Source organism: Nostoc sp. CCY 9925 (genome assembly GCF_963920935.1).
Lineage (GTDB): Bacteria > Cyanobacteriota > Cyanobacteriia > Cyanobacteriales > Nostocaceae > Nostoc.
This window is the reverse complement of sequence record NZ_CAWUDO010000005.1, coordinates 38536-61724: the sequence shown is the minus strand read 5'-3', so window position 1 is coordinate 61724 and position 23189 is coordinate 38536. Positions and strand designations below refer to the sequence as shown.

The following is a 23189-nucleotide window of genomic DNA, read 5'->3' as shown; positions in this document are numbered from 1 at the left end:
TTAGAGTGGATACCTATAGATTTTGGCTAAAACTTATTAGGGATCAAGATTAAAAGTAAGGTTTTTGATTTATCAATTTTTTTAACTTCTTCCTTAAGGATAGCTTGAGGGAGATAATTAGAGATAAATAGTATGGTTTGATATCATACTGCGGATATTTTAGCAGGAAAATATATTTTTTCTCAAGAATTAGAACTCTTGTGTGTGGTTGCAGCAAGTTACTTGAGGATATTTTTCCTTTTCCATAAATTTAATTTGTCCAGACCTTTGCACCTGAAGCTCTCTGGCTTATACCAATTCACTAAAAGTTTGAAACAGATCCAAATCTAGAAACCCTTGTAAAACAAGGATTTCTTAATTGTGAATTTTGTTAGCGCAGCTAAGCCGTGTCCGCGAGCGTCATTTTGAATTTTGAATTGGTATTAGTGGTTAGGATCGACTGGCTTCAAAATTGCTTAGCAGCACACAAAGAACAGACTGCCCAGCGTTGAAGTTCGCCTGGTGGGGTGGGGGATTGACATTGCGGACAAAGGGGTAAGCCATGCGATCGCGCTTGCACAATCTTAGCCCAATGCCCAAAAGCAGCATTCGGATCTTGAATACTGAGTGTACTATCAGGGGTGCTAATGCGATCGCCAACGTAACTCGGATGCTCATGGGGCAAAATTGTTTGTTGGTCTTTTCTGTCCACAGATGGATGCTGCCAACCAGCAGTTGAGAAGCGAATATCAACCAACGCCGTTGGCAGCTTTTTATTCAACTTTAAAAGCAGAGACGGGCGACCAAAAGTCAGGTTTTGCGCCCAAGCTGCACTAGAAGTTGCCACCCACAAAACATCGCGCTGAATTGACAATGGTCGAGTATGCCCAGCAGCGACAGGGCCAACAACCTCTGCCCAACACTTGAGCAAGCGTTGAAATGGTTGCTCTTGCCATTTAGCCTGCTTTTCTAAAATCCCTAAAATATCATTAACTGATTTGAACGACATTGTAAAAACGTGGGGAGTGGGGAGTGGGGAGTAGAGATGCGATTAATCACGTCTGTACAGGAGTTAGGAATTTTCTCTGCCCTTTAATCCCCTACTTCTCTCACTGCGCTATTCCCCATTTTCAAGATAGACCTCCATCAACTATCCTTCACAACAAAGTTTAAAAATCGTCTTTTCTACTCCCTACTCTCCACTCCCCATATTCTCAGTAATTTTCGCTAATATTGGCACAAATATGTCTAAAGCTAATTCCAGTAATCTACGTTTGAGGTACAGAGACAATGACTGAAAACCCCCTGAATGATTCCGCTGCTCAATCGTCCAAAACACATGGGCTGAAGCCAGCACTAGCCGCAGCACTAGCGAGTTTAGAGGTGCCATTAGATCAAGAGTTAGCTCGATACCGACGCACGCGAACTGGTTCAGTGTCTTCTAACCAATCCCGTGTTGGGAGTTACATCAACAGTCAACCTCAGCAGTTCACCCCCATTTCGACAGCATTGAGTACAACTGCGCCATTAGTAGCAGAAACTAGGATCGATGTACCGCCGCCTCCGCCTCTATCAGCAGCTATAAATCCTCAGGTAACTCCAGTCCCATCTGTAATAAAAATTGACGAACCACCCATATCTGTAACTCCGAATCCTCAGGTGAACTCAGAACCAGTAGCAGTAGACACAGAGGAACTGAGTAATCTTAATAATCTGCCCCCCAGCTTGGATTCAGCTAAAAGACAAACTCAACTTCCACCACCGCCGCCTAACTTTAGTACCAGTATTGTGCCAGCACCTGTAAAAGATACCAAGAGCGAAAATCTTGTGCAGCCGGATGATGGTCTCAAGCAGCCAGATGACTATCTCGAATCTAGTGAAGCATTGCTACGAAGTCTTACAGAAGAACAGCCAGAAACTAAAAAGCCAAGTAATTATAGTGACAGTTTGCTATCACCTTTGGGTATCGGCTCGATGTTGCTGCTATTGGTAGCAAGTCTGACCTTGGGTTATGTGGTTTTCAATCCTAAAAGCTTGCCACAGTGGAATTTAGCCAAGTTGTTTAACGGCAACTCGTCTACCGCACCAGAAAATATTCAGGAAGTTGCAACTAATGTGCAATCTCAAGTCCAGCCACCAAGCACACCTATACCCAAGTATCCCAATCTGGCTGCTGAAGAGTTTCCTGAGGTGAGAGACCCCAATGATGTAGTTGGCTTAACACCCAAAGTCCAACCAAAGCCTTCAGTTGTAACGAATCCAGTTGTTCCCCAAAACCTGACAAATCCTCAAGCCGCATTACCTGACCCCATCACACCCCTCAAACCAACAAATCCCATCGCCATAGCACCTGTAGCTACAGCGAAGCCTTTACCTCTTGCGGATTTGTCCCCGACTCCAAAGGCAAAAACCTCACCTGGGCCAAATGCAGAAATCAAACTATCTACAGATGGGCTATACCACGTAGTCATAGACAATCAAGGCGGTGCTTTAGCCTCAGCACGGGGAGTAGTTCCCGATGCTTATTTATCACCTGATAAACAATTGATTTTTCTGGGTGCTTTTAAGACTAAAGAACAAGTACAAAGACACATGCGATTACTACAAACAAGAGGAATTAAAGCACGAGTTCAACAACAATGAGTCGCAAAAATGTACGATACCATGAGATAACAAGTCATGAGTTTCGAGTGCTGTTAGCGGTAGCGGGGCGTTCAGCATGTGCTGAGTTAAGAGTACAGACGTGATTAACCCTTGTCTGTACAACAGTTATGAGTTAGGAGTGATGAGTAGTAGAGATAAAATCTTGCTTGTTTACAATCCTACTACAAATCTTTTTATACTTAAGAGTTTAGCTGTGTACTCAGCACTCGCAACTGGGCGCTTACTACTGAGTTTAGTGAATGGAGAGCAGAGATGGAGTTAATCAAGCGTATCCTGCGGGTGATTCGCGCTAACCTCAATAGTTTGATAGGCAGTGCAGAAGATCCAGAAAAGATTCTGGAGCAAACTGTGATGGAGATGCAGGAAAATCTGGTGCGGTTGCGGCAGGGTGTAGCACAAGCGATCGCCACCCAAAAACGCACGGAACGCCAAGCTGCTGCTGCTCAGTCTCAAGCAGAAGAATGGTATCGCCGCGCCCAGCTAGCACTGCGACAAGGCAATGAAGTTTTAGCACGGGAAGCTTTGACTAAGCGCCAAGCTTATAAAGAAACTACAACAGCCCTATCTAACCAGATAGAACAACAAAATGAGATAGTGGCTAGGCTAAAAAAGGATATGCGATCGCTAGAGTTAAAAATTGCCGAGGCGAAAACTAAAAAAGATATGTATATTGCTCGCGCCCGTTCTGCCGAAGCCTCTTATCGCCTACAAGAAATGCTCGACGGAGTTTCTGCTACCAGCAGTCTCAATGCCTTTGAGCGGATGGAAGAAAAAGTTTTGCAGATTGAGGCGAAATCAGAAGCAATTGCTCAACTTAGTAGCGATGACCTGGAAACACAATTTGTGTCATTGGAATCTACTAATGATGTGGATACCGAATTGGCAGCGATGAAGGTGCAGGTTTTAAATGAGGCAGAAAACACACAAGCAAACAGTCGCCTCTTGGAAGATAACCAAAAAATAGGGCAGCCTCCCCAACAGCAGCTACCCAAAACACAAGACTCTTAAAGTTGGGTAAATTGCCCCAGCTTCGAGATATCTTAACAATTAAGAGTTGTTGGGAGGTACCGATCCAAACTGGAAAGATTACATTGAAATAGGTAGCTATAAAAAAGTAACAAAGCTAACTGTCCAACAAAGAGCGTAAACCAAAACAAGGAAAAACAAAGTTATGGGATTATTTGATCGCATTAAAAGAGTTGTTAGTGCTAACTTAAATGACCTAGTAAACAAAGCTGAAGACCCGGAAAAAATGCTAGAGCAAGCCATCCTGGAAATGCAGGAAGACTTGGTTCAACTGCGTCAGGGAGTAGCCCAGGCGATCGCCGCCCAAAAACGCAGTGATAAACAGTACACTGATGCCCAAAATGAAATCAATAAGTGGCAACGCAATGCCCAACTAGCGCTCCAAAAAGGTGATGAAAATCTAGCACGACAAGCCTTAGAGCGCAAGAAGACTTATACTGACACTAGTGCAGCGCTCAAAGCTAGTTTAGATACACAAACTACTCAAGTTGAAACCCTCAAGCGCAATTTAATCCAGCTAGAAAGCAAAATTTCTGAGGCCAAGACCAAGAAAGAAATGCTCAAAGCTCGGATCACCACTGCCAAAGCCCAAGAGCAACTACAAAATATGGTGAGTGGGATGAATACCAGCAGTGCGATGTCTGCCTTCGAGCGGATGGAAGAAAAAGTCTTGATGCAAGAAGCCCGTGCCCAGTCAGCAGGAGAGTTAGCAGGAGCAGATTTAGAAACCCAATTTGCTCGGTTGGAAGGTAGTAGTGATGTTGATGATGAATTGGCTGCTTTGAAAGCGCAGATGCTACCACCCGCCACGCCAGTAAGTCAACCACAACTACCGCCTCAACAGCCATCCCAACAACAAACCACTGCTCCTAAGTCTAATGATGTAGTTGATGCCGAGTTGGATTCCCTACGCAAACAATTGGATCAAATGTAAAATTGGCAAAAAACTTATTTGAGCCAGTCCCACGCCAGTTGGTTGTGGGATTTTACGTTTTTAATGGGCAATGGGGAGTGTGGGAGGGGTGGGAGGTGTATGAGGATGGAAAGAAATCTTTCCTCCTTCTCCCCACACTCCCCCATCTCCTCATCTCCCTACACTCCCCTTAAAAGCAGTTTGTTATCCTGAGCTAACACGGTAGATTTCCCTTTTTTTGTGATGATTATTACATAATTGCAATATTTAATTGTCGAATAATTTAGCAGTTCATAGGTAACATTGCTGCACCAGAACCTTGTCATTCAAATTAAAAGTTATAACAGGGAACTGGCAATAGGCAATAGGCAATAGGCAATAGGCAATAGGCAATAGTTAACAGACTTGAAAGTCTATTGGTCTATGGATTTTACGGTCGGCGTCCTCAACTATGCTTTAACTACATATATAGGACTCCTATTTGATTTTTGAGAAGCTAGGTACACTTAATCTTCTAGAATCCTTCTGCCTGTTGCCTTTTGCCTCTTGCCTATCTACGCAAATAATTTCAGTAATCAAACCGGATTCCTATATATAGCAAAATCTCACAATCAGTAGCTAAAATTTTTATCTAATCAGAAATTGTACTGTGTTGGGATCTTAAAAATATTTATCGTGAGTCTATTGCAGCTTATGTAAGCTTCTATTGAGTTGCCATAATTTTAACATTTTTAACTTTAGATATTCAATATTTAATTTCAATTTATTGAGTAATTCCTTGACCTAGTACTGAAAGTAACTGTTTGTTTATAGTTCTCATGTTACTTCTAGATCAACCGCTTCACTGCAAGTGAAATTATAAAAATGAATCTCAACTCGCAGACTTTTAACTCAACCCGTAAACCTAAAAATTTTAATAATCCCGAGCGTTTTATTGAAGGATGGTATTGGGTAATGCCCTCTCAAAATCTGCGGGTAGGTGAAGTAAAACCTGTCACAATTTTGGGCAGAGAACTAGTAATTTATCGTGGTAAAGACAAAAGAGTAGTGACCTTTGATGCCTACTGTCCCCACATGGGTGCTCATCTTGCTGAAGGGAAAGTTGAGGGTAATGCACTACGTTGTTTTTTCCACCACTGGAAATTTGATGGTGAAGGGATGTGTATTAATATCCCATGTTTAGATACGCCGCTTTCTTTGAAGTTACAATCTTGGCCGACTGCTGAAAAGTACGGGATGATTTGGATTTGGACTGGACAAATACCACAACAACCTCTACCTTTTATTCCAGAATTAGAACAAAAAGAGTGTGAGATTGCCGTCCATTCTTACTTCTTAATGAATTGTCACCCTAATGTGGTGATGATTAATGCGATTGATGCTCAGCACCTGAATACAGTTCACAAATTGCCTGTAGAAGTTCTTTTTGAAAGACAGCAGCTCAACGAAAATGCAATTATTTTCACCAACACTGCGCCTCTCAAAGAAAATTTATTTCTCATCAAGCTCATCCGTCTTTTCTACAAAAATACCATTACTTACAGTATTTGCTATTGGTACGGCAGCATCGGTATTATAACAGTTGGCCCCGATTTTCTCCATGTTCACATGATGTTTGCTGTGCGCCTTCATGAAGAGGGAAAAGCTGAAGGTCAAATTCTGTTGATGGTTAAAAAACGTAAGGGGTTTTTTGGTTGGTTATACAATCGAGTTGTGCTGTGGTTGACTAAAATTGCAGGTAAGTACTTTCTTATGGGTGACATCAAAGTTGTGCAAACTATTCAGTTTGATTTGAAAACCCCAATTAAGGCAGATCATTCAATTATGCAGTTCATCAATCATGTTGAAAAACAGCAGTCTCGAATGTGGGGGACTTGGGAAGAAACGCGATCGCACGATGCTGAGAGTAAGGCTAAACGTGAACGATGGCGAGATAGTATGAGTAATGACTAATTTCAGAATTCAGAATTCACGAGTCAAGAGGGAAAAAAGCTTTAGGTCTGATTTTCAGAATTAAGCATTTTACTTCATTTGGTTGCAAACTTCTAGAATAGCTAAATAAAAGTTAAAAGTTGAAACGAATTACTTTTAACTTTTAATTTATTTTCTGCTGGACTACGATATAAATAAAAAGAAGTGGCAAAGCCACTTCCTAATTCCCAGGTAGAACCTAAGTCATGAGTATAACGACTACAAAAAATTGAAATAGTATAAACAAACACCAATTTGCTGAAGATCTCTGTTTTGCTAGTTTTCTGAGTTAGAAAATTCTGATTTATATCATGCAAATAACAGCATACTTAACTGGGCAATGATTTTGTCAAAAGCTGCGAGGATGTGTTGCGGATTTGCATAAATTTTGATTAGCAGTGTAATTTGTTTTGGTGGATAGGTGGTGCGATCGCCATTAATAGTCTGTCCTTTATTCTTGTTTACATAAGTTATATTTTAGGCAATTCCTGTAGAATATTTTTGGAATCTAGTTTTCTTAATTTTGAATTTTGTTAGCGTAGCGTTAGCGAGTCCGCGAGCGTCATTTTGAATTTTGAATTGGTATTACGTTCCCTTTGACATATTCAGCTAGTGACCTAGCCCCAATTTATGATGTTAATTGATAATAAAAGCTAGAGTCTGCATGAACAGGAAAACAGCGGACACTGAACTAACAAAAGTAAGCTAAAAGACACAAACGGCGATACTTCCTCGGAAAGAGGTAATCAGGCTATTAGCTCCCTAGAATCAAAAGTGTTGAAAAGACACATTCCATAGAAGACGCTGTGTTAGCAATACATCAATAAGCTACAGCAACTATGGAGTTATTACATAGGAGTTTGAACGGTTATGAACAAATCCTTAACCCGACCCTTAGCTGTGGTGACGGGTGCTTCTAATGGCATCGGTTACGAACTCGCCAAACAGTTTGCTGAAAAAGGCTTCGATCTGGTAGTTACAGCGACTGGACAGAGTATCAATCAAGCCGCTCAAGCTTTTGAGAATTTAGGTGTCCAGGTTGAGACAGTGCAGACAGATCTCGCTACGTATGAGGGAGTTGAAGCACTCTACAACCAGATTAAGGCAACTGGGCGACCAGTGGATGCGATCGCTATTAATGCAGGTGTCGGTGTCGGTGGTGAATTCGCTTCTGAAACCGACTTGAAAGATGAACTAAATTTGATTGACCTGAACGTTGTGTCATCTGTACATTTGGCCAAACGAGTAGTAAAGGATATGGTCGAGCGCGGCCAAGGTAAGATCCTGTTTACATCGTCAATTGCTGCCTTAATGCCTGGTCCGTTTGAGGTAGTATATGCAGCTTCCAAAGCGTTTATACGCTCCTTTTCTCAAGGACTACGCAACGAGTTGAAAGACACAGGCGTGACTGTTACCGCACTGATGCCAGGACCTACCGATACAAATTTCTTTCATCGCGCAGGTATGGACGACACCAAGGCAGCGACAGACCAAAAGGATGACCCAGCTCTTGTCGCCAAGGAGGGTTTTGAAGCACTAATGGCAGGCAAGGATGAAGTGATTGCAGGTTCCCTGAAAACAAAGCTTCAAGGTGTCGTCAGCAGGGTATTGCCTGAAACTGTTAATGCTCAACAGCACCGTCAACTCACTGAGCCAGGATCGGGTAACAACTAATCGCTGCAAAACAGTCATACTAACCCTAGCTTTTCCACCCACCACGAAAAGTCAGGGTGGACACAGGTAAAAGCAGAAAGTAAAGCTTGCCGGTTCTAGATTCGGCAAGCTTTTACTTTGTGCCAAAATATTTTTCTCTAATGGTAGCAATCTCCCCTAGTTTTCCCCTATTACTCTCTAAATTGAAATCATAAGAGCAGAGAACACCGCACAAAACAAGCGTCAAATCTCTAAATTCAATTAAACAAAACAGAGGATACGGTTATGTTACAACAAATCAAAGAATTACTTCAAAACGCCCAACTACAACAACAAGTAAAAGCAGCAGCTAACCAAGCAGAAGCCATCAAGCTACTAGCGATCGCCAGTGCAGAAAAAGGTTATAACTTCACAGTAGAAAGCATATCTCAAGTAGTGAGAGAGTTAACATCTATGGAATCTGGCGAACTGAGTGAAGAAGAATTACTCAGCGTTAGTGGAGGGATGATGGCTGACACCGGTCATGGCCACATGTCATGTTGTACTGATTGTCCAGCCGGAAATGGTCAATGTTGATATTTGAAGACTTAGGCAAAAATTTTACAAATGCAGAGAACAACGCATAATACAAGCAAAAAATCTCTGCCAATTAATTAAGTAAAGTAAAAAGGAGAAGACAATTATGTTACACCAAATCAAAGAACTGCTGCAAAACGTACAACTACAACAGAAATTAACAGCAGCAGCTAACGAAGCAGAAGCCATCAAACTATTAGCGATCGCTGGTGCAGAAAAGGGTTATAAATTCACAGTTGAAGGGTTGTCTCAAGTACTGACAGAACTAACCTCTGTAGAATTCGGCGAACTGAGTGAGGAAGAATTACTCGGCGTTAGTGGAGGGTTGATTAACACCGGTCATGGCCACGCGTCATGTTGTACTGATTGTCCGGGAGGAAATGGTCTTTGTTGATATTTCAGGACTTAGCTAACAACATTCTTCGTTGAACTTGGGTGTAGGGGGAGGCTTCGCCGAGAAAAGGGGAAGAAATCACTAACTCCTACTCCACGGCAGTTGCACTCAATGAGGGAACCTCACCACAACTGCCTCCCCTGCTATCTTCCTCTTCTGCCCTTGTCGAGCCAGCATTATGAAAAATCCAGTTATAGCTAGACCAGATGTCCCTTCGTCTCAAGCGAATTTCACAACTATTGTTGCCAATGCCAGTTTTCTTTGGGAACGTCTCCATACAGAACGATTTGTAATTGACATTAATTCAATTAACGAAACAGAAATTCAGCGTCGGCTTGATCGCTGGTGTCAAATCGTAGGCGACTGGAACACTTTAGATAAACGCTTACAGTGGGAAAACTTAGATCTGGCTAGCATTCGTCCTCGCTTGGGAAGCATCGACTGGAATGTGCAAGCAGCATTGCCAGCATGGGCAGAAACTTTGCAACAGATTATGCAAACGGCAAAGGAATTTGAGCTTGCACTGGAAAAAGATTTACCAATTAATCCAGAAAATCCTATTCCCTTTGAAGATATCTTGCTGCCTGCGATCGCAGTTGCCAGACAGCAACTTTTGACTCAACTTGGTTCTGGACAACTAACTTCAAAAAGCTTACCTTTATCAGTTATTTCCAAAGCTGCTTATGGAGAATTAGAGCGCAATTTGCTCCAGCGATTGGCAGGACTTTGTACCAAGACGCTGAATTTTGAATTTTCTCAAGTTCGTCCATTTGGCGAAAATTTGCTCAACTTGTTAGGAGTAGGAACCCAACAGAGCAACAATAAAACTCATTATAATAAGTTTGTCAATCAACTCCTAGAAGATGGATTGTTGACTCTATTTAATAAATATCCAGTACTCGGTCGATTAGTAGCAACAGCAGTCAATTTTTGGGTAGAGTCTGCGGCTGAATTTCTCCAACGTCTGGCTAAAGATAAAACAGATATTCAACGAATCTTTAGCTCAAAAATTGATAGCTTAGGCAAAGTTACCGAAATCCAAACTTCCCTTTCCGACCCACACAAGCGTGGGCGAACAGTTATTTTGCTCACCTTTGAGTCTGGACTCAAACTCGTATATAAACCCAAAGATTTAGGATTAGAAGTTGCTTATAACCAATTTTTAGATTGGTGCAATCAACACAGTCAGCTTTTAGATTTCAAAGTTATCCAGGTGCTGAACCGAGATAATTACGGTTGGGTAGAATATATTACACATCAACCCTGTAATGATGAAGCCGCTGGAGAACGTTTTTATCAGCGAGCTGGGATGTTGTTGTGCGTGATTTACGCTTTGCGGGGAACAGATTGTCACCACGAAAACTTAATTGCCAGTGGCGAACATTTGGTGTTAGTTGATATGGAAACATTGCTGCACCATGAAGCCAATTTGATTGAAAACTCACCACATAGCCCAGACTTTGAGACAGCCGCAGAACAACAATTCTGGGAATCGGTGTTACGCACTGGGCTTTTACCGCGTTGGGATTTTAGTAGCGATCGCCGCATTGCCTATGATGTTAGCGGACTAGGTAGTACAGATTCTCAAAAAGTTCCTCATAAACGACCCAAATGGCTACGTATCAATACCGATGATATGCAGCTGCATTATGAGTCTGTCAGTATGTCCGTGGGAAAAAATGTGCCGCGCTTAGGTGAGATAGCTTTGTCAGCCAGCGATTATCAAGCACAGATTACTGCCGGCTTCGAGGTGATGTATCGTTTTTTGATGACACATAAGGATATATTACTGCTTCCTGAAAGTCCTTTAACTGCGATGCAGAACCAGCAAGTCCGCTTTGTTTTCCGCAACACTCGCATCTACAGTGCCATCTTCCAAAAAACTTTATCACCCGATTACCTCAAACACGGCGCAGACTATAGCATCGAATTGGATCGCCTCAGTCGTGCCTTTCTAGTTGCTCAAGACAAACCCAATGCTTTGCCGATTTTGAATGCAGAACTGCGAGCAATGGAACAACTGGATATTCCGTTTTTCACGGCGAATACTGCTAGCGATGAACTGAGTGCGAGCAATGAGGTATCGATTGGGCAATACTTTAAGCAACCTAGTTACCAACACGCCCTGAATCAGTTGCAGGCAATGGATGAAATTGACCTAGCTCGACAAACGGCGATTATTCAAGGCTCATTCCATGCTAAGGTAGCGCAGACTCCTAGCCAAGACATTCAGCAATGGAATGCTGAATCGTTACCATTGCTGAGTTCGGCAGAATTAATTGCCGAAGCCAGAGCGATCGCCACTGACTTGGAAATGACAGCCATACCAGATCCCGATGGCAGTGTCAACTGGATTGGCTTAGGTTATGTGCATGAAGCAGAGCGATTCCGATTGCAAGTTTTGGGCCACAATCTTTATGAGGGACGCACTGGAGTTGCCTTGTTTCTGGCAGCACTCAGTCAGGTAACTAACGACTCACGTTCCCGTGATTTGGCATTAAAAGCACTACAACCGTTGCGTCGGCAGATTCAAACCCTGAACCTAGAATCTCAGCAACTTATGGCTCGCCTCATGGGTATCGGTGGCGGAACGGGTTTGGGTTCGATAATTTATGGTTTGGTGAAGGTAAGCCAATTCCTCAAGGATAAGACGCTGTTGCCAGATGCTCAAGCATTAGCAGAGTGGATGACACCAGAGTTGATTGCTGCGGATAAAAAGCTAGATATCATCAGTGGATCAGCTGGAGCCATTCTGGGGCTATTGTCCCTTCACAGAGTAACAGGGAATGCAACAGTTTTAGAGAAAGCGATCGCCTGTGGAGAGCATTTGCTCAAGCATCGAATCAGCTACGAAAATGCTCCCAAAGCTTGGCAGACCGTAAGCGAAAAGCCCTTAACTGGGTTCTCCCACGGAGCAGCTGGGATTGCCTATGCTTTGCTACAACTCTACAGCGTGACTCAAAATCAAGCTTATTACGAAGCAGCGATGGAAGGCATCGAGTATGAGCGCAGCGTCTTTAGTGAAACCCATGCCAACTGGCCTGATTTTCGCAGCCTGGAACCCAATCAGCCACCAAGCTTTCCGGTTGTGTGGTGTCACGGTGCAGCGGGGATTGGCTTGGCGCGTTTAGGTTGCGTCAGACTTGGAGAAATTCCCGGAATCGAACGCGAAATTGAAATTGCCCTGCAAACCACCCAGAACTATGGATTAGAAGCCAGTGACCATTTGTGCTGTGGCAATTTGGGTCGAATTGAAACGCTGTTAGTCGGGGCGCAACGCTACTCGCGCTCTGATTGGCGTCAAACTGCCCTCCAGAATGCCACCAATGTCGTAGCTAAAGCCAAACGAACTGGAGCATACCAAATGTTCGTTAATTTACCTAGTTCAGTATTCCACCCTAGTTTATTCCGGGGTACAGCCGGAATTGGCTACGAGTTTTTACGGTTAGCTACCGATGATTTACCTTCAGTGCTGTTGTGGGAATGAGCCTACTCCCCTATGGCGGGAAGGGATTACTAACAACTGAAGAGATAGAATCGCGGCTGTTTGAGTTAATCAGTCCGGGTACATTTGCCAATCTCAAAGGGGTAAAAGACAAAGAACGTAGCTTACGCGATGCCTACGGGGGGCTATGCCTACGTGTACTAACTCTACCAGTGATGGCAGCAATAGTATTAAGTCTAGTGTATCGACAAATACAGCATTTAACGGATGTGCTGCGTTGCTTGGAAGTTGAAGGATTGTTGTGGGTTGGCCCATCCCACAAAAGTTTCATCAGTCTATTAGTTTCATTTGAAGTTAATTAAAAATTGTTGTGGGTTGGCCCATCCCACAAAAGTTTCATCCCATGTTCTACTGATTATTAGCTATTTTGACTCCTGAATTCAGAATTTTCATTAACGAATTTGAATCGATGCTCTTACCTGTAGCTTATTTAATGTTCTCACTCGCTCGCTGTCATTTGGATGGAGACGAATTTTCACTTTCACAATTCTGACATCTGCTTTAGCAGAGGGGTCATCATTCACGATTCCTGGTTTGTCAATTTGCAATCCAATGCGATCGACAATTCCTTTAACTTCACCAGTGAAGCCTCCATATTCACTGACAATGATTGCTGGCTGATTTACCTTAATATATTGAATATCGCTTTCATAAACTTCAGCCATCACATACATTTGTTGTGTTTGGCCAATGTCAACAATGCCACCACTACCAACAACTTCACCAGCTTTCGCGTTGACACTTAAGATTTGCCCTGCTACTGGTGCTTGCACATAGGTAGATTCCATGTCAACTTTTGCTTTTCGCAATTGAGACAACGACTCATTCAACTCTGCTTTGGCTACAAGAATATCCGTTGGCTTCACATGCTTGACACTTTCGAGAGTTGCTTGGGACTCTTTAACACGTTCTGAGCGTGTACTAACTTGTTCGCTCAGGTTTGCTTTTGCTTCCTGCAACTTTTTTTTCTCAATCTCTACTTGCAAACGTCTGGTTTCCGTGTCGGCTGCGGAAACAGCGCCTTCTTGCGAGAGAACCTTATACCGTCGATAATCATTTTCGGCTTTACGTAGTTCCACTTGCTGACGGGCAATAATCGTTGTTTGAACCTTTACGCCTTCAACTAACTGAGCTTCCATTTCTGCAACTTTCTTGCGTTGGGCTTCAATTTGGCCAAACTCTTCACCAGCCTGGACTTGAGCTAAACGCGATCGCGCCACAATCACTTTCGCTCTAGCATTTTCCACAGCTGCTTGATGCTGGTTCAAGTTGTCCATAATCGCGATGATTTGGCCGACTTGAATGCGATCGCCTTCTTTGACACGCAGTTCTGCCAAACGCTGGTTAGATGCCGGAGCAGACAGATGAATGATATCTCCTTCGGGTTCCAAACGCCCCAAAGCTGTTACATGACTTATAGTCTGTTGATTACTTGAGATTTCCTGGAGGTTGTTTTGGTTGGTGCTGAAATATCTATGTGAATTCAGGGCAAAAATAGTAGAAATACCAGCAACACCAATAGATAAAAGTAAAGCGATCGCTTTCATGTTAAGTATAGATTTAACTTACCGAGGTACTTATTTTGCCCATTCTGTTTACAGAAGATAAAGGCAAGCATGAAAGCCTATCAGTAATATTATGTCCGCTTGATTACTTATTAAACCCGAACAACCCCACCCCTTAATCCCCTAAGAGCTTGCGGGGCTACGGTGTACACACAAGTCTGATTCAGTTTTATCCTAATACACTTGGGATTAGCGAGAAAGCCCTCATGTAGAGACGCGATTTATCGCGTCTGATAGACCAAGTATCTCCAAGAATAATCCTTACTAGTCAATCAACATTTATCCATCCAAATTTTGCAAACCCATCGCAATCTTACTATGTTTCTCAATTTGCCCCATCACTTGTTTTGCTCGTTGAATCACTACTGCTGGTAAACCCGCCAATCTTCCCGCTTCAATTCCGTAAGATTTATCTGCGCCTCCTGGTTGAACTTGGTGCAAAAAGATAATTTGGTCGGGTAATTCTTTCACTGTCACTTGATAGTTAGCCACATTCGGCAAAATACTAGCTAGTTCATTTAGCTCATGGTAATGAGTTGCAAAAATCGTTCGCGCCCGAATTTCCATTGCGATATATTCTGCCACCGCCCAAGCAATAGAAAGACCATCAAATGTTGCCGTTCCCCGACCAATTTCATCTAACAATACCAGCGACCTAGATGTGGCATGATTGAGAATATTTGCCGTTTCATTCATTTCCACCATAAATGTAGATTGACCCGTTGCCAAATCGTCCACTGCACCGACGCGGGTGAAAATGCGATCGCATATTCCCAATCTGGCAAATCTAGCTGGTACAAAACTACCAATTTGTGCAATTAACTGAATTAATCCCACCTGACGTAAATAACAACTTTTGCCGCTGGCGTTTGGCCCGGTGAGGATAATCAAATCGGGATTGTCCTTGGTCATTTGTCCTTGGTCATTTTGGTCTTCTGCTAATGACAAATGACTAATGATTAATGACTCTTGACCCAATTGCGTTGAATTCGGCACGAAGAACCCCGCAGGTAAAGACTGTTCTACCACTGGATGACGACCATCAACAATGTTGATTTCTCTTCCTGACAACATTTCTGGACGACAGTAACCTTGCTGCACCGCCAATTCAGCTAAGCCGCACAACACATCTGCGGCCGCCACTGCACGGGAAAGATTGCGAATTACTTCGGCTTGTTCTGCGACTTCTTCCCGCAACGCCGTAAAAATCTCGTATTCCAATTGATTTAAATCATCCCGCGCTGTGAGAATTCGGGCTTCCCGTTCCTTCAAATCTGGGGTGATGTAGCGTTCCTCATTGGTCAAGGTTTGCTTGCGAATGTAATTAGTGGGTACTTGGTCGGCTTTGGCGCGGGAAATACTGATATAGTAACCAAAGGTTTTGTTAAATCCTACCTTTAATGTGGGAATTCCCGTCTTCGCTCTTTCGTCAACTTCCAAATTAGCAATCCATTGCTGGTCTGCTTCTACAGTCGCTTTCCGGTTATCTAGCAGGGAATTCACGCCAGGACGAATCAATCCGCCTTCTTTTATATGTATTGGTGGCGACTCTACAAGATGGGTATGTAATTTTTGTGCCAATTCTTCTAAAATTGACGGTACTTTTTGTAAAGCTTTCAAAAATGGCGATCGCGCATCCGTAACTAAATGGGACAATTCCGGTAAGCGCGAAAGAGAATCTGCCAATGCTGCTAAATCTCTAGCATTAGCAGTACCAGAACCCGCCCTTCCCGTCAGCCTTTCCAAGTCATAAATTTGTCGTAATAGCTGTCGCAAATCCTGACGTAGCGGTGTATTTTCCATCAATTCTTCGATGGTATCTTGTCGCGCCCGAATGCCTTTAATATCGATTAATGGTTGCAATAACCACCGCCGCAAGGCACGCCCACCCATCGCTGTACTCGTTCGATCTAATGCCCAGAGTAGGGAACCGTGATATGTGCCATCGCGGACAGTTTGAGTAATTTCCAGGTTACGGCGAGTTTGATTATCTACAATTAAATAGTCAGTAACTGTGTAAGTACGCAGTCTTTGGAGGGAAACTGTGTTTTCTTTTTGAGTATCTTCTAGATATTCGAGAAGACCACCAGCCGCACGCACAGCCAGGGGAAGATGATCGCAACCGAGTCCTTCGAGCGATCGCAGTTTAAATTTCTGCAATAATCTAGGTCTAGCTTCGCCTTGAGAAAAAGGAACTTGCGATCGCAAACTATAACAAAATGATGGTGGCAAACACTCCGGTAAATGCGGCGAAGTTTCTCCCGGACGCAGCAAACTACCCAAATCAGGCGCATTTGTGGGAACCAACACCTCGGAAGGTTGCAAGCGCATTAATTCTTGTGTCAGATGTTCTAAATCACTGCCTTGAGTGGTGACGAATTCCCCTGTGGAGATGTCTGCATAAGCTAAGCCCCAATGATTTGCGGCAATTACTACTGCTGCTAAGTAATTATTGCGACTTGATTTGAGCATTCCTTCTTCTAGCAAAGTGCCAGGAGTTAGGATGCGCGTTACCTCCCGCCGCACCAATCTTCCGGTAGCTTCGGCTGCATCTTCTACCTGGTCGCAAATTACCACCGCATAGCCTTTTTCCACTAGCATCGTGGCGTAGCGTTCCCAAGCGTGGTGCGGAACACCGGACATGGCTACCCGTCCCTGGTCTCCAGCTTGTTTACTGGTGAGGACTAATTCTAATTCTTGCGCTAGTTTTACAGCATCTTGGAAATAGCATTCAAAGAAATCTCCTACCCGATACAGCAATACCGCGTGAGGATATTTATCCTTCGTCTCGACATAATGCAGGTACATTTGACTTAGCTTACTGCGATCCACCTGTTGATGGTCAGAAATAAAAGTACTTGCATCAGGCTTGGTAGATGGAGTTTCAGGGTGAGAGGCGGTCATAGATGCTATCGAGTTACGCACGGAAATTCCACAATATCCGATGATAACGTGATGTTAGAGGCAAAGGGCGATCGCTCAAGATTTTTTTACTCTTGGCTGGGGTTGTTGGTTGATACAGCCATTTTTGCTGTTAGTGTGGTAAAGAGGCGATCGCAGTATGGCGAAGCTTGACGTACTTTGTCCACGTCCAACAATTCTAAAAGCTTCGAGGCATGTTTGATTTTGTGGTACTCCCCCTTTGTAGTGCTACGAGTGGCGGCTTTTAAGCTTGGTTCTAAACTATCTTTGTCGATACTCTCCACATTAGCATTCTTGGAAATAGCATTTTCTTTAAATCCCTGTCCGTAAAATGTTTTGAGAGTTGCCATATCACTCATAAACCAAGCTTCCATTGCTTGTACCATTAAATGGCAATGGCTATCATCAATACTTGGTGGTGTATCCCAATTATCCCTAGACTTGAGATGTTCCCAAGGAGACTGTGTGGTAACAGATGCTTCTGCATCAACAAGCAACACATTAAAGGCTTCTGGATGAGATTTTAAAGCATTCCTAAAATCACGTAATGCATTATTACGAGAACCGCATATAGTAATATCCCATTTAATTTTTTGACTTTTAGCTATTTCCACAACTGGTTTGAAAAATTGGCTAAATCCTTGCCTAATTAAAGCTTTCGTATTCTTTCCATCTCCACCACCTTCTATATAAATTCTCACCTCTTTTACCATCGATTTCCCCCAATTTCACCCATTCGCCAGAGGTCGCCAAGAGTATAATTTTCTAGCCAGTTTTTCAGTTTATCAGGTTCAAGGCGGCGGAGGTGAGAGCCTTTTTCATCGCGTTCGCATACCAGTACTGATTCAGGATATTCACTCAAAGCAGAAACTAAAGCATCAGAATGGGTAGTGACTATGATTTGAGTTCGCCCTGATGCTTGGATTAACATTTCTGCAATAGTAGGTAGAATATCTGGATGTAAACCAATCTCTGGTTCTTCAATACATATAAGTGGCGGTGGAGTTGGATCGAGTAGTAAAGCCATTAAAAATAAATAACGGAGTGTACCATCAGATAAACGATTTGCGGGAATTGGTTGAATAAGACCCTCTTCACGAATAAATATCTGTACTGTACCGCCATATATTCTTACATCCAATTCCTCTGCTGTTTCATAAAATTTATTCAGGTTTTCTATAATTTTTCGACTACCAATTTTGTATTCCAAATCTTTTAAAAACAAACCTAAATTACTTCCATCTTCTAGTAAAGGATGTTCGGGTAAGTCAGTTTTTTGAGCATTTTTTGGTTCTGAATATCGCCCTATTTGCCAGTGACGATATAAACAAATTCTTGAAAACTCAGTGCTGAGATAAGAGAGTTCTGGATATAAATCCGGGTCTGTTTTCTGAGATAAAATAGATTGGTCTAACTTCACATTAATTGGATTAATATATAATTTTCCTCTACGCAAATCTGGGTAGCCGCTGTTATAGCGATAGTAAGGGATTACGCTATTTTCAAGAGAAGTTGGGAATTTATTTTCTATTACTTCATCTATCAAATCTAGCCTTTGTCTCGTAGCTGTGAAACTCAACTCATAGCGTAAGGGGTGGGATATTTGAGGATAATTTAAATTAGCTTCTATTTTGGCTATTGGATTTTCTTGTCCACCCTTCCACAGAAACGCGCTAATCCCTCCCCCTTGCCGAAATGGAGCGGGTAAATCTTTTGCTGTCGCCCGTAAAATACCCATTGCTTCAATTAAATTAGATTTACCTGAAGTGTTAGCACCAATTAAAACATTAAGTGGTTGCAGTTCAATTTCTTCACCTTCATTTCCATAGGAAAGAAAGTTTTCTAATCGAATAGAATGGATAAATATTTTACCGTCCATTATATTTACCTATTTAGGTAATCATTTATATTTTATTAATGTCATAGTTAGTAGTAACTATGCAGACAAATTCTATAATATCCGATGATAACGTGATGTTAGGAGTAAGGGGCGATCGCTCAAGGTTTTTTTACTCTTTTTTGCGACTGCTTCGACGCGTAGGTGCTTGTGGTGGCGGTGGTTCCTGTGATTTTAGCTTGTCATCATCAGTCAGAAACTCTACATGGAAACCCTTTTGGTGATAGTGCCAACCCAAGATGACAATACTAGCATCACCCATAGAAGTCTTTTCTACAGCTTGATTGGGGAATTTAGCCGCTAACTCTTTTAATTATTCTTCTTCCCAAAGAACAATTTGCTCGCGGAACTTAGCCCAAGGTGTGGTTTCATCAGCTGCATAAGTTATGATTTCGGCAAATTTTTGAGCTGCTATACGTTTACTTTCTGAATTTGCTGTTTTAGCCTGTGCAATGTGATTACCTGTTTCTATAACAGCAGCTAAAGGAAGTACCAGGGTTGTTCCTGTGGCAATTTCTGCCTCAATTTTTTGATTTACACGCTGATAATCCCAATCATTATTACCAGCAGTTTCTCTACCTGGAACTTGTAACCAAACACATAAAAGCGAGGTATCAATGAGTAGCACCTTTCTCATATTAGTAACTATTCATTACGAGAAAGGCTTCTTTCAATTGCACCCTTAGTTGTCATATCGCCTAAAGAATATGATGCGAACAGCTTAGAAAAATTATCAATATCTTCTAAAAGAGTAAGTTTGCTTTCTCCAGTTTCTTTATCGCGGTGTGCAACAACCACAAAAGGAACTATCTCCGGGCCTAAAGCATCAAGCAAAGCTGGGTTATGGGTAGTAAGTAGAATATCAATTTTTCTTTTGCTACCAATTTCTCTTAGTATTCTCACAAGTAATTCTGCACGCGAGGGATGAAGACCATTATCTATTTCTTCAATTACTATTTGGCTACCTTCTGGTCGCGTAAGTAATGCTGTGAGTATTGCTATAAAACGGAGAGTTCCATCAGACATGGTTTTAGCATCTATTAATGTTGTTTCTCCAGGTTTCCATTCTTCTTCACAGTAGAGCATTGCATCAGTTTTAAGTCTTCCGACTGGTTCTGCAAATACTTTTTTAATATCACCTTCTGGGAAATGTTTAATATACGCTGATAGAGCCGATTCAACTTCGGCTTTTTGTCCACTATCCAATGCCGCTAGTACACCTGCAATATTTGAACCGTTGCTTTCTAGTTTTTCATCAAGACGTGAATAATCACGCATTCTATAAGGTATGGGATTTAAAGTGAAAAGATTTTCTAGACTAACAACAATAGCGTTTTTAGCATTTTTGGTCACAGATAAATAGTAATTTTTAATATCTTCTCGATTGTTTATATTTACTTTTGTATTCTTAATATAAGAATTGCTATTCAAACGAATATCACCCCAAGAGATAATCTCCGAACTAGTTAATCCACTTTTATTAGCAAAACTGAGATTTTCAATCGTATATTTCTCTTTAATTTTATTTTCATTGTCTTCATTGAAAAATTGTATTTCAATATATTCTTCTATAACTCTTAATTGAGGTAGTGTCTGTACTTTAATAACATACAAATAATCTGTCTTATCATTTTCGCCTGCAATCAAAATTTTTAATGTAAATTCTTTTTCCGGTTTAAGTGCAGCCCATTCTACACCACCACGAATAGATGAAAGTATTTTATCTCCAGCTAAAGCAGCTTCAATATTCTCACCTCGTGCTATTCTTTGTAAGAATTCTAAAGCTTCAACTACATTAGATTTACCACTGGCATTTGTGCCAACGATAACAGTCAAAGGGTCAAGTGGAAGCTCTGCATAACGGAAACTTTTCCAGTTTTCTAAGATGAGTTGCTTAAGCATGACCAACTCCAAAACTCTACCTACTTAAATTTAGCTCTTATCAATGGCGATCGCTCAAGTTTATCCTCTTACTGCGATCGCCACTAACAAGAGCTTTTAATTATCAATAAATTATCCAAAAAAATTTAACAGGTATAAACAGAATTAGCATAAATCGCCATCTGCGATCGGTTACGCAAATTGAGGCGGCTTAAAAGGTGAGTCACATGAGTTTTCACCGTCCCTTCGGCAATATAAAGTTCTTGAGCAATTTCACGGTTGGTTAAGCCTCGGCCAATCAAGCGCAACACATCTCGTTCGCGGGGGGTTAACTCAGTTAATTCTTTCTTTTCTGGCTTGGATTTAACAGGCTCTGGCTCTGGGACATTAGCCATCAGCTTTTCCATTAGCCCTGGCCCTAGTTGAGTATATCCCGAATGCACAAACCGAATCGCCTGTGCCAACTCTTGGGAAGGCATATCCTTGAGCAAATAGCCCCTCGCTCCTGCACGGATGGACTGAGCGACATACCTATCATCATCAAATGTACTTAAGACTAAAACTTTGGTTTCTGGATACTGCTGACAGATAATCCGTGTGGCTTCTCTACCATCCATCACAGGCATCCGTACATCCATCAATACTACATCCGGTTGTAAAGCAGCTACCTGCTCAATGGCTGTTTCACCGTTATCAGCAGTTCCTACCACTTGCAAATCTGGTTCCAGCGTTAGCATGGCTTTCAGACCTTGGCAGATTAGACTTTGATCGTCCACTAGTAACAAACGAATCATGTCAAGTGCAACTTTACTTAAGTAACAACTATTTAATCTACCAACGCGAGGAGTAGAATTTCTGATTATTTTTCAGATATCTACGTGTCGTTAAATACTTACTGATTTATCTGGCGATCGCAATGGCAGTTCAACTGTTATCCTACAACCACAACCAGGCTGGGTTTCTAGATGGAAGTAACCTTCTAAAGCAGCGACTCGTTCTTGCATTCCTTGGATTCCAAATCCAGTAATTTTTTCGTTGAGATCGAATCCCCTACCGTTATCCTCAACTCGCAGGTTTATCCTGTTGTCGGTAGCAACAATCTCAATTTTGACTTCTGTGGCTTGTGCATATTTGCAAATATTAGTCAAGGCTTCCTGAACAATTCGGTATAAGGTTCTGACCACAGGCAATGGTACAATTACTCCCAAGTTGATTTTAGTACTGGGAGACAAACCAGTGCCTTGACGAAAATCTTCCACCAAAGATGCGATCGCATCTTCTAAAGGTCGCTCATCTCGTACATCTTCTCGCAATGCCCTAACAGATTGGCGCACCTCCTTCATGGCCATTTCTCCTAGTCGTTGAGCTTGGGTCAAAAATGACTCAGCTGAGACAGGGTTAACAGACCAAAGTCTGATTGCCGTTTGGATTTGCACGTTGAGAGCTGTCAGCGCGTGACCTAAGGAATCGTGAATCTCGCGGGCGATGCGGTTACGTTCCTGCACTGCTGCGAGGTCTTCTATTTGCAAAGCATACTGTTGCAGTTGCTCGTGGGCAACAGTGAGTTGTTTGCGCGTCTTTTGCTCCACTAGCAATATATTTACCAATTGCAAAACCAAGAATAATCCTAATGCAAACATCAGCATCTCAGCTAATTGATGCATCCAAAATCGCTGTTGTTGTTCCGGTGGCACCACCTGGACAACGGTTTGCAGATATTGTCCTTGATGCACCAAAAATAGAATAAAGCACAAACCTGCCACAACTAAGCGCCCGCGTGATGCAAACAAAAAGCAGCTGCGAATCAGCACAATTAAATACAGCGTGGGTAATATATGGAGATATCCCAATACTGTGCCGCTAAAAATCAAAATCATGGCGATCGCAGTATAGAACACTTTGACCCAGAAATGACCGCTTGGTAATCTCAAACCCATTAAACCAAGCAAGACCAAGATTAGCACATGTTGAACTGGTATACTTCGATTTTCCAGACCTTCAATTACAGCGAGTGAACCGCAACAAGTGAGCATCACCCATTCGGTATAAAGCAAAAAGCGAAAAGGATTAGGGCGGATGGGAAGTAACAGACTCATAGGAGTAGCTGGATGCAAAGCTTTCTTTTATTAATACTCTTAACTGTATCTTTAACACCACAGCAATTCATAGGTTTATAACTTTCGTTGTGGCAAATGTTTTAACCCACGACTAAAGATATAGAGATATTTACTTAGAAAAAAGCA

19 protein-coding genes are annotated in these 23189 nt (G+C 42.2%); 9 read left to right on the top strand and 10 right to left on the bottom strand.

Annotated features, from left to right (window positions below; genetic code table 11):
* Positions 1–445: 445 nt before the first annotated feature.
* Positions 446–988, bottom strand: coding sequence for a DUF721 domain-containing protein (locus ACM0OY_RS04170; RefSeq protein WP_414567629.1), 543 nt, complete (start codon positions 986–988; stop codon positions 446–448).
* Positions 989–1269: 281 nt separating this feature from the next.
* On the opposite strand from ACM0OY_RS04170, the gene ACM0OY_RS04165 reads away from it, so the two are divergent.
* The 9 genes from ACM0OY_RS04165 (at position 1270) to ACM0OY_RS04125 (ending at position 12983) form a co-directional block, all read left to right on the top strand.
* Complete coding sequence (locus tag ACM0OY_RS04165; RefSeq protein ID WP_414567628.1) at positions 1270–2622, top strand: hypothetical protein; 1353 nt, start codon at positions 1270–1272, stop codon at positions 2620–2622.
* A gap of 273 nt (positions 2623–2895) precedes the next feature.
* Complete coding sequence (locus ACM0OY_RS04160) at positions 2896–3651, top strand: PspA/IM30 family protein (RefSeq protein ID WP_414567627.1); 756 nt, start codon at positions 2896–2898, stop codon at positions 3649–3651.
* 163 nt (positions 3652–3814) lie between these two features.
* A complete protein-coding gene (locus ACM0OY_RS04155; protein WP_414567626.1) occupies positions 3815–4603 on the top strand; it encodes a PspA/IM30 family protein in 789 nt (262 codons plus the stop codon).
* A gap of 843 nt (positions 4604–5446) precedes the next feature.
* Positions 5447–6535 carry a Rieske 2Fe-2S domain-containing protein gene (locus tag ACM0OY_RS04150; protein ID WP_414567625.1) on the top strand — a complete coding sequence of 363 codons (1089 nt, stop codon included), beginning with the start codon at positions 5447–5449 and terminating at the stop codon, positions 6533–6535.
* An 888-nt stretch (positions 6536–7423) separates the two neighbouring features.
* On the top strand, positions 7424–8227 hold the full coding sequence (locus ACM0OY_RS04145) for an SDR family NAD(P)-dependent oxidoreductase (RefSeq protein ID WP_414567624.1): 804 nt from the start codon (positions 7424–7426) through the stop codon (positions 8225–8227).
* A 264-nt stretch (positions 8228–8491) separates the two neighbouring features.
* The gene (locus ACM0OY_RS04140; RefSeq protein ID WP_414567623.1) at positions 8492–8782 is read left to right on the top strand and encodes a Nif11-like leader peptide family natural product precursor; all 291 of its coding nucleotides are present in this window, start codon (positions 8492–8494) and stop codon (positions 8780–8782) included.
* A gap of 106 nt (positions 8783–8888) precedes the next feature.
* Entirely contained in the window at positions 8889–9176 is a 288-nt protein-coding gene (locus ACM0OY_RS04135) for a Nif11-like leader peptide family natural product precursor (protein WP_414567622.1), read from the top strand.
* Between the two features lie 178 nt (positions 9177–9354).
* Positions 9355–12663 carry a type 2 lanthipeptide synthetase LanM family protein gene (locus ACM0OY_RS04130; protein ID WP_414567621.1) on the top strand — a complete coding sequence of 1103 codons (3309 nt, stop codon included), beginning with the start codon at positions 9355–9357 and terminating at the stop codon, positions 12661–12663.
* Positions 12660–12983 carry a hypothetical protein gene (locus tag ACM0OY_RS04125; protein ID WP_414567620.1) on the top strand — a complete coding sequence of 108 codons (324 nt, stop codon included), beginning with the start codon at positions 12660–12662 and terminating at the stop codon, positions 12981–12983. Before ACM0OY_RS04130 ends, ACM0OY_RS04125 begins: the two co-directional genes overlap by 4 nt.
* Positions 12984–13073: 90 nt before the next feature.
* Here ACM0OY_RS04125 and ACM0OY_RS04120 read toward each other — a convergent pair whose 3' ends face one another.
* The 9 genes from ACM0OY_RS04120 to ACM0OY_RS04080 form a co-directional block, all read right to left on the bottom strand.
* Positions 13074–14228 carry an HlyD family efflux transporter periplasmic adaptor subunit gene (locus ACM0OY_RS04120; protein ID WP_414567619.1) on the bottom strand — a complete coding sequence of 385 codons (1155 nt, stop codon included), beginning with the start codon at positions 14226–14228 and terminating at the stop codon, positions 13074–13076.
* A gap of 297 nt (positions 14229–14525) precedes the next feature.
* Positions 14526–17150, bottom strand: coding sequence for a DNA mismatch repair protein MutS (gene mutS / locus ACM0OY_RS04115; protein ID WP_414567618.1), 2625 nt, complete (start codon positions 17148–17150; stop codon positions 14526–14528).
* A gap of 86 nt (positions 17151–17236) precedes the next feature.
* Positions 17237–17881 carry a DUF4276 family protein gene (locus ACM0OY_RS04110; protein ID WP_414567617.1) on the bottom strand — a complete coding sequence of 215 codons (645 nt, stop codon included), beginning with the start codon at positions 17879–17881 and terminating at the stop codon, positions 17237–17239.
* The gene (locus ACM0OY_RS04105; protein ID WP_414567616.1) at positions 17875–19047 is read right to left on the bottom strand and encodes an AAA family ATPase; all 1173 of its coding nucleotides are present in this window, start codon (positions 19045–19047) and stop codon (positions 17875–17877) included. Before ACM0OY_RS04105 ends, ACM0OY_RS04110 begins: the two co-directional genes overlap by 7 nt.
* Positions 19048–19177: 130 nt before the next feature.
* Positions 19178–19327 (bottom strand): hypothetical protein, encoded by a 150-nt coding sequence (locus tag ACM0OY_RS04100; RefSeq protein ID WP_414567615.1) that lies wholly within the window; start codon positions 19325–19327, stop codon positions 19178–19180.
* 51 nt (positions 19328–19378) lie between these two features.
* Entirely contained in the window at positions 19379–19702 is a 324-nt protein-coding gene (locus tag ACM0OY_RS04095) for a hypothetical protein (protein WP_414567614.1), read from the bottom strand.
* Between the two features lie 8 nt (positions 19703–19710).
* Positions 19711–20967 carry an AAA family ATPase gene (locus ACM0OY_RS04090; RefSeq protein WP_414567613.1) on the bottom strand — a complete coding sequence of 419 codons (1257 nt, stop codon included), beginning with the start codon at positions 20965–20967 and terminating at the stop codon, positions 19711–19713.
* Positions 20968–21092: 125 nt separating this feature from the next.
* Positions 21093–21740 carry a response regulator gene (locus ACM0OY_RS04085; protein ID WP_414567612.1) on the bottom strand — a complete coding sequence of 216 codons (648 nt, stop codon included), beginning with the start codon at positions 21738–21740 and terminating at the stop codon, positions 21093–21095.
* Between the two features lie 90 nt (positions 21741–21830).
* Positions 21831–23042, bottom strand: a complete 1212-nt coding sequence (locus ACM0OY_RS04080) for a sensor histidine kinase (RefSeq protein WP_414567611.1) — start codon at positions 23040–23042, stop codon at positions 21831–21833.
* Positions 23043–23189 lie beyond the last annotated feature (147 nt).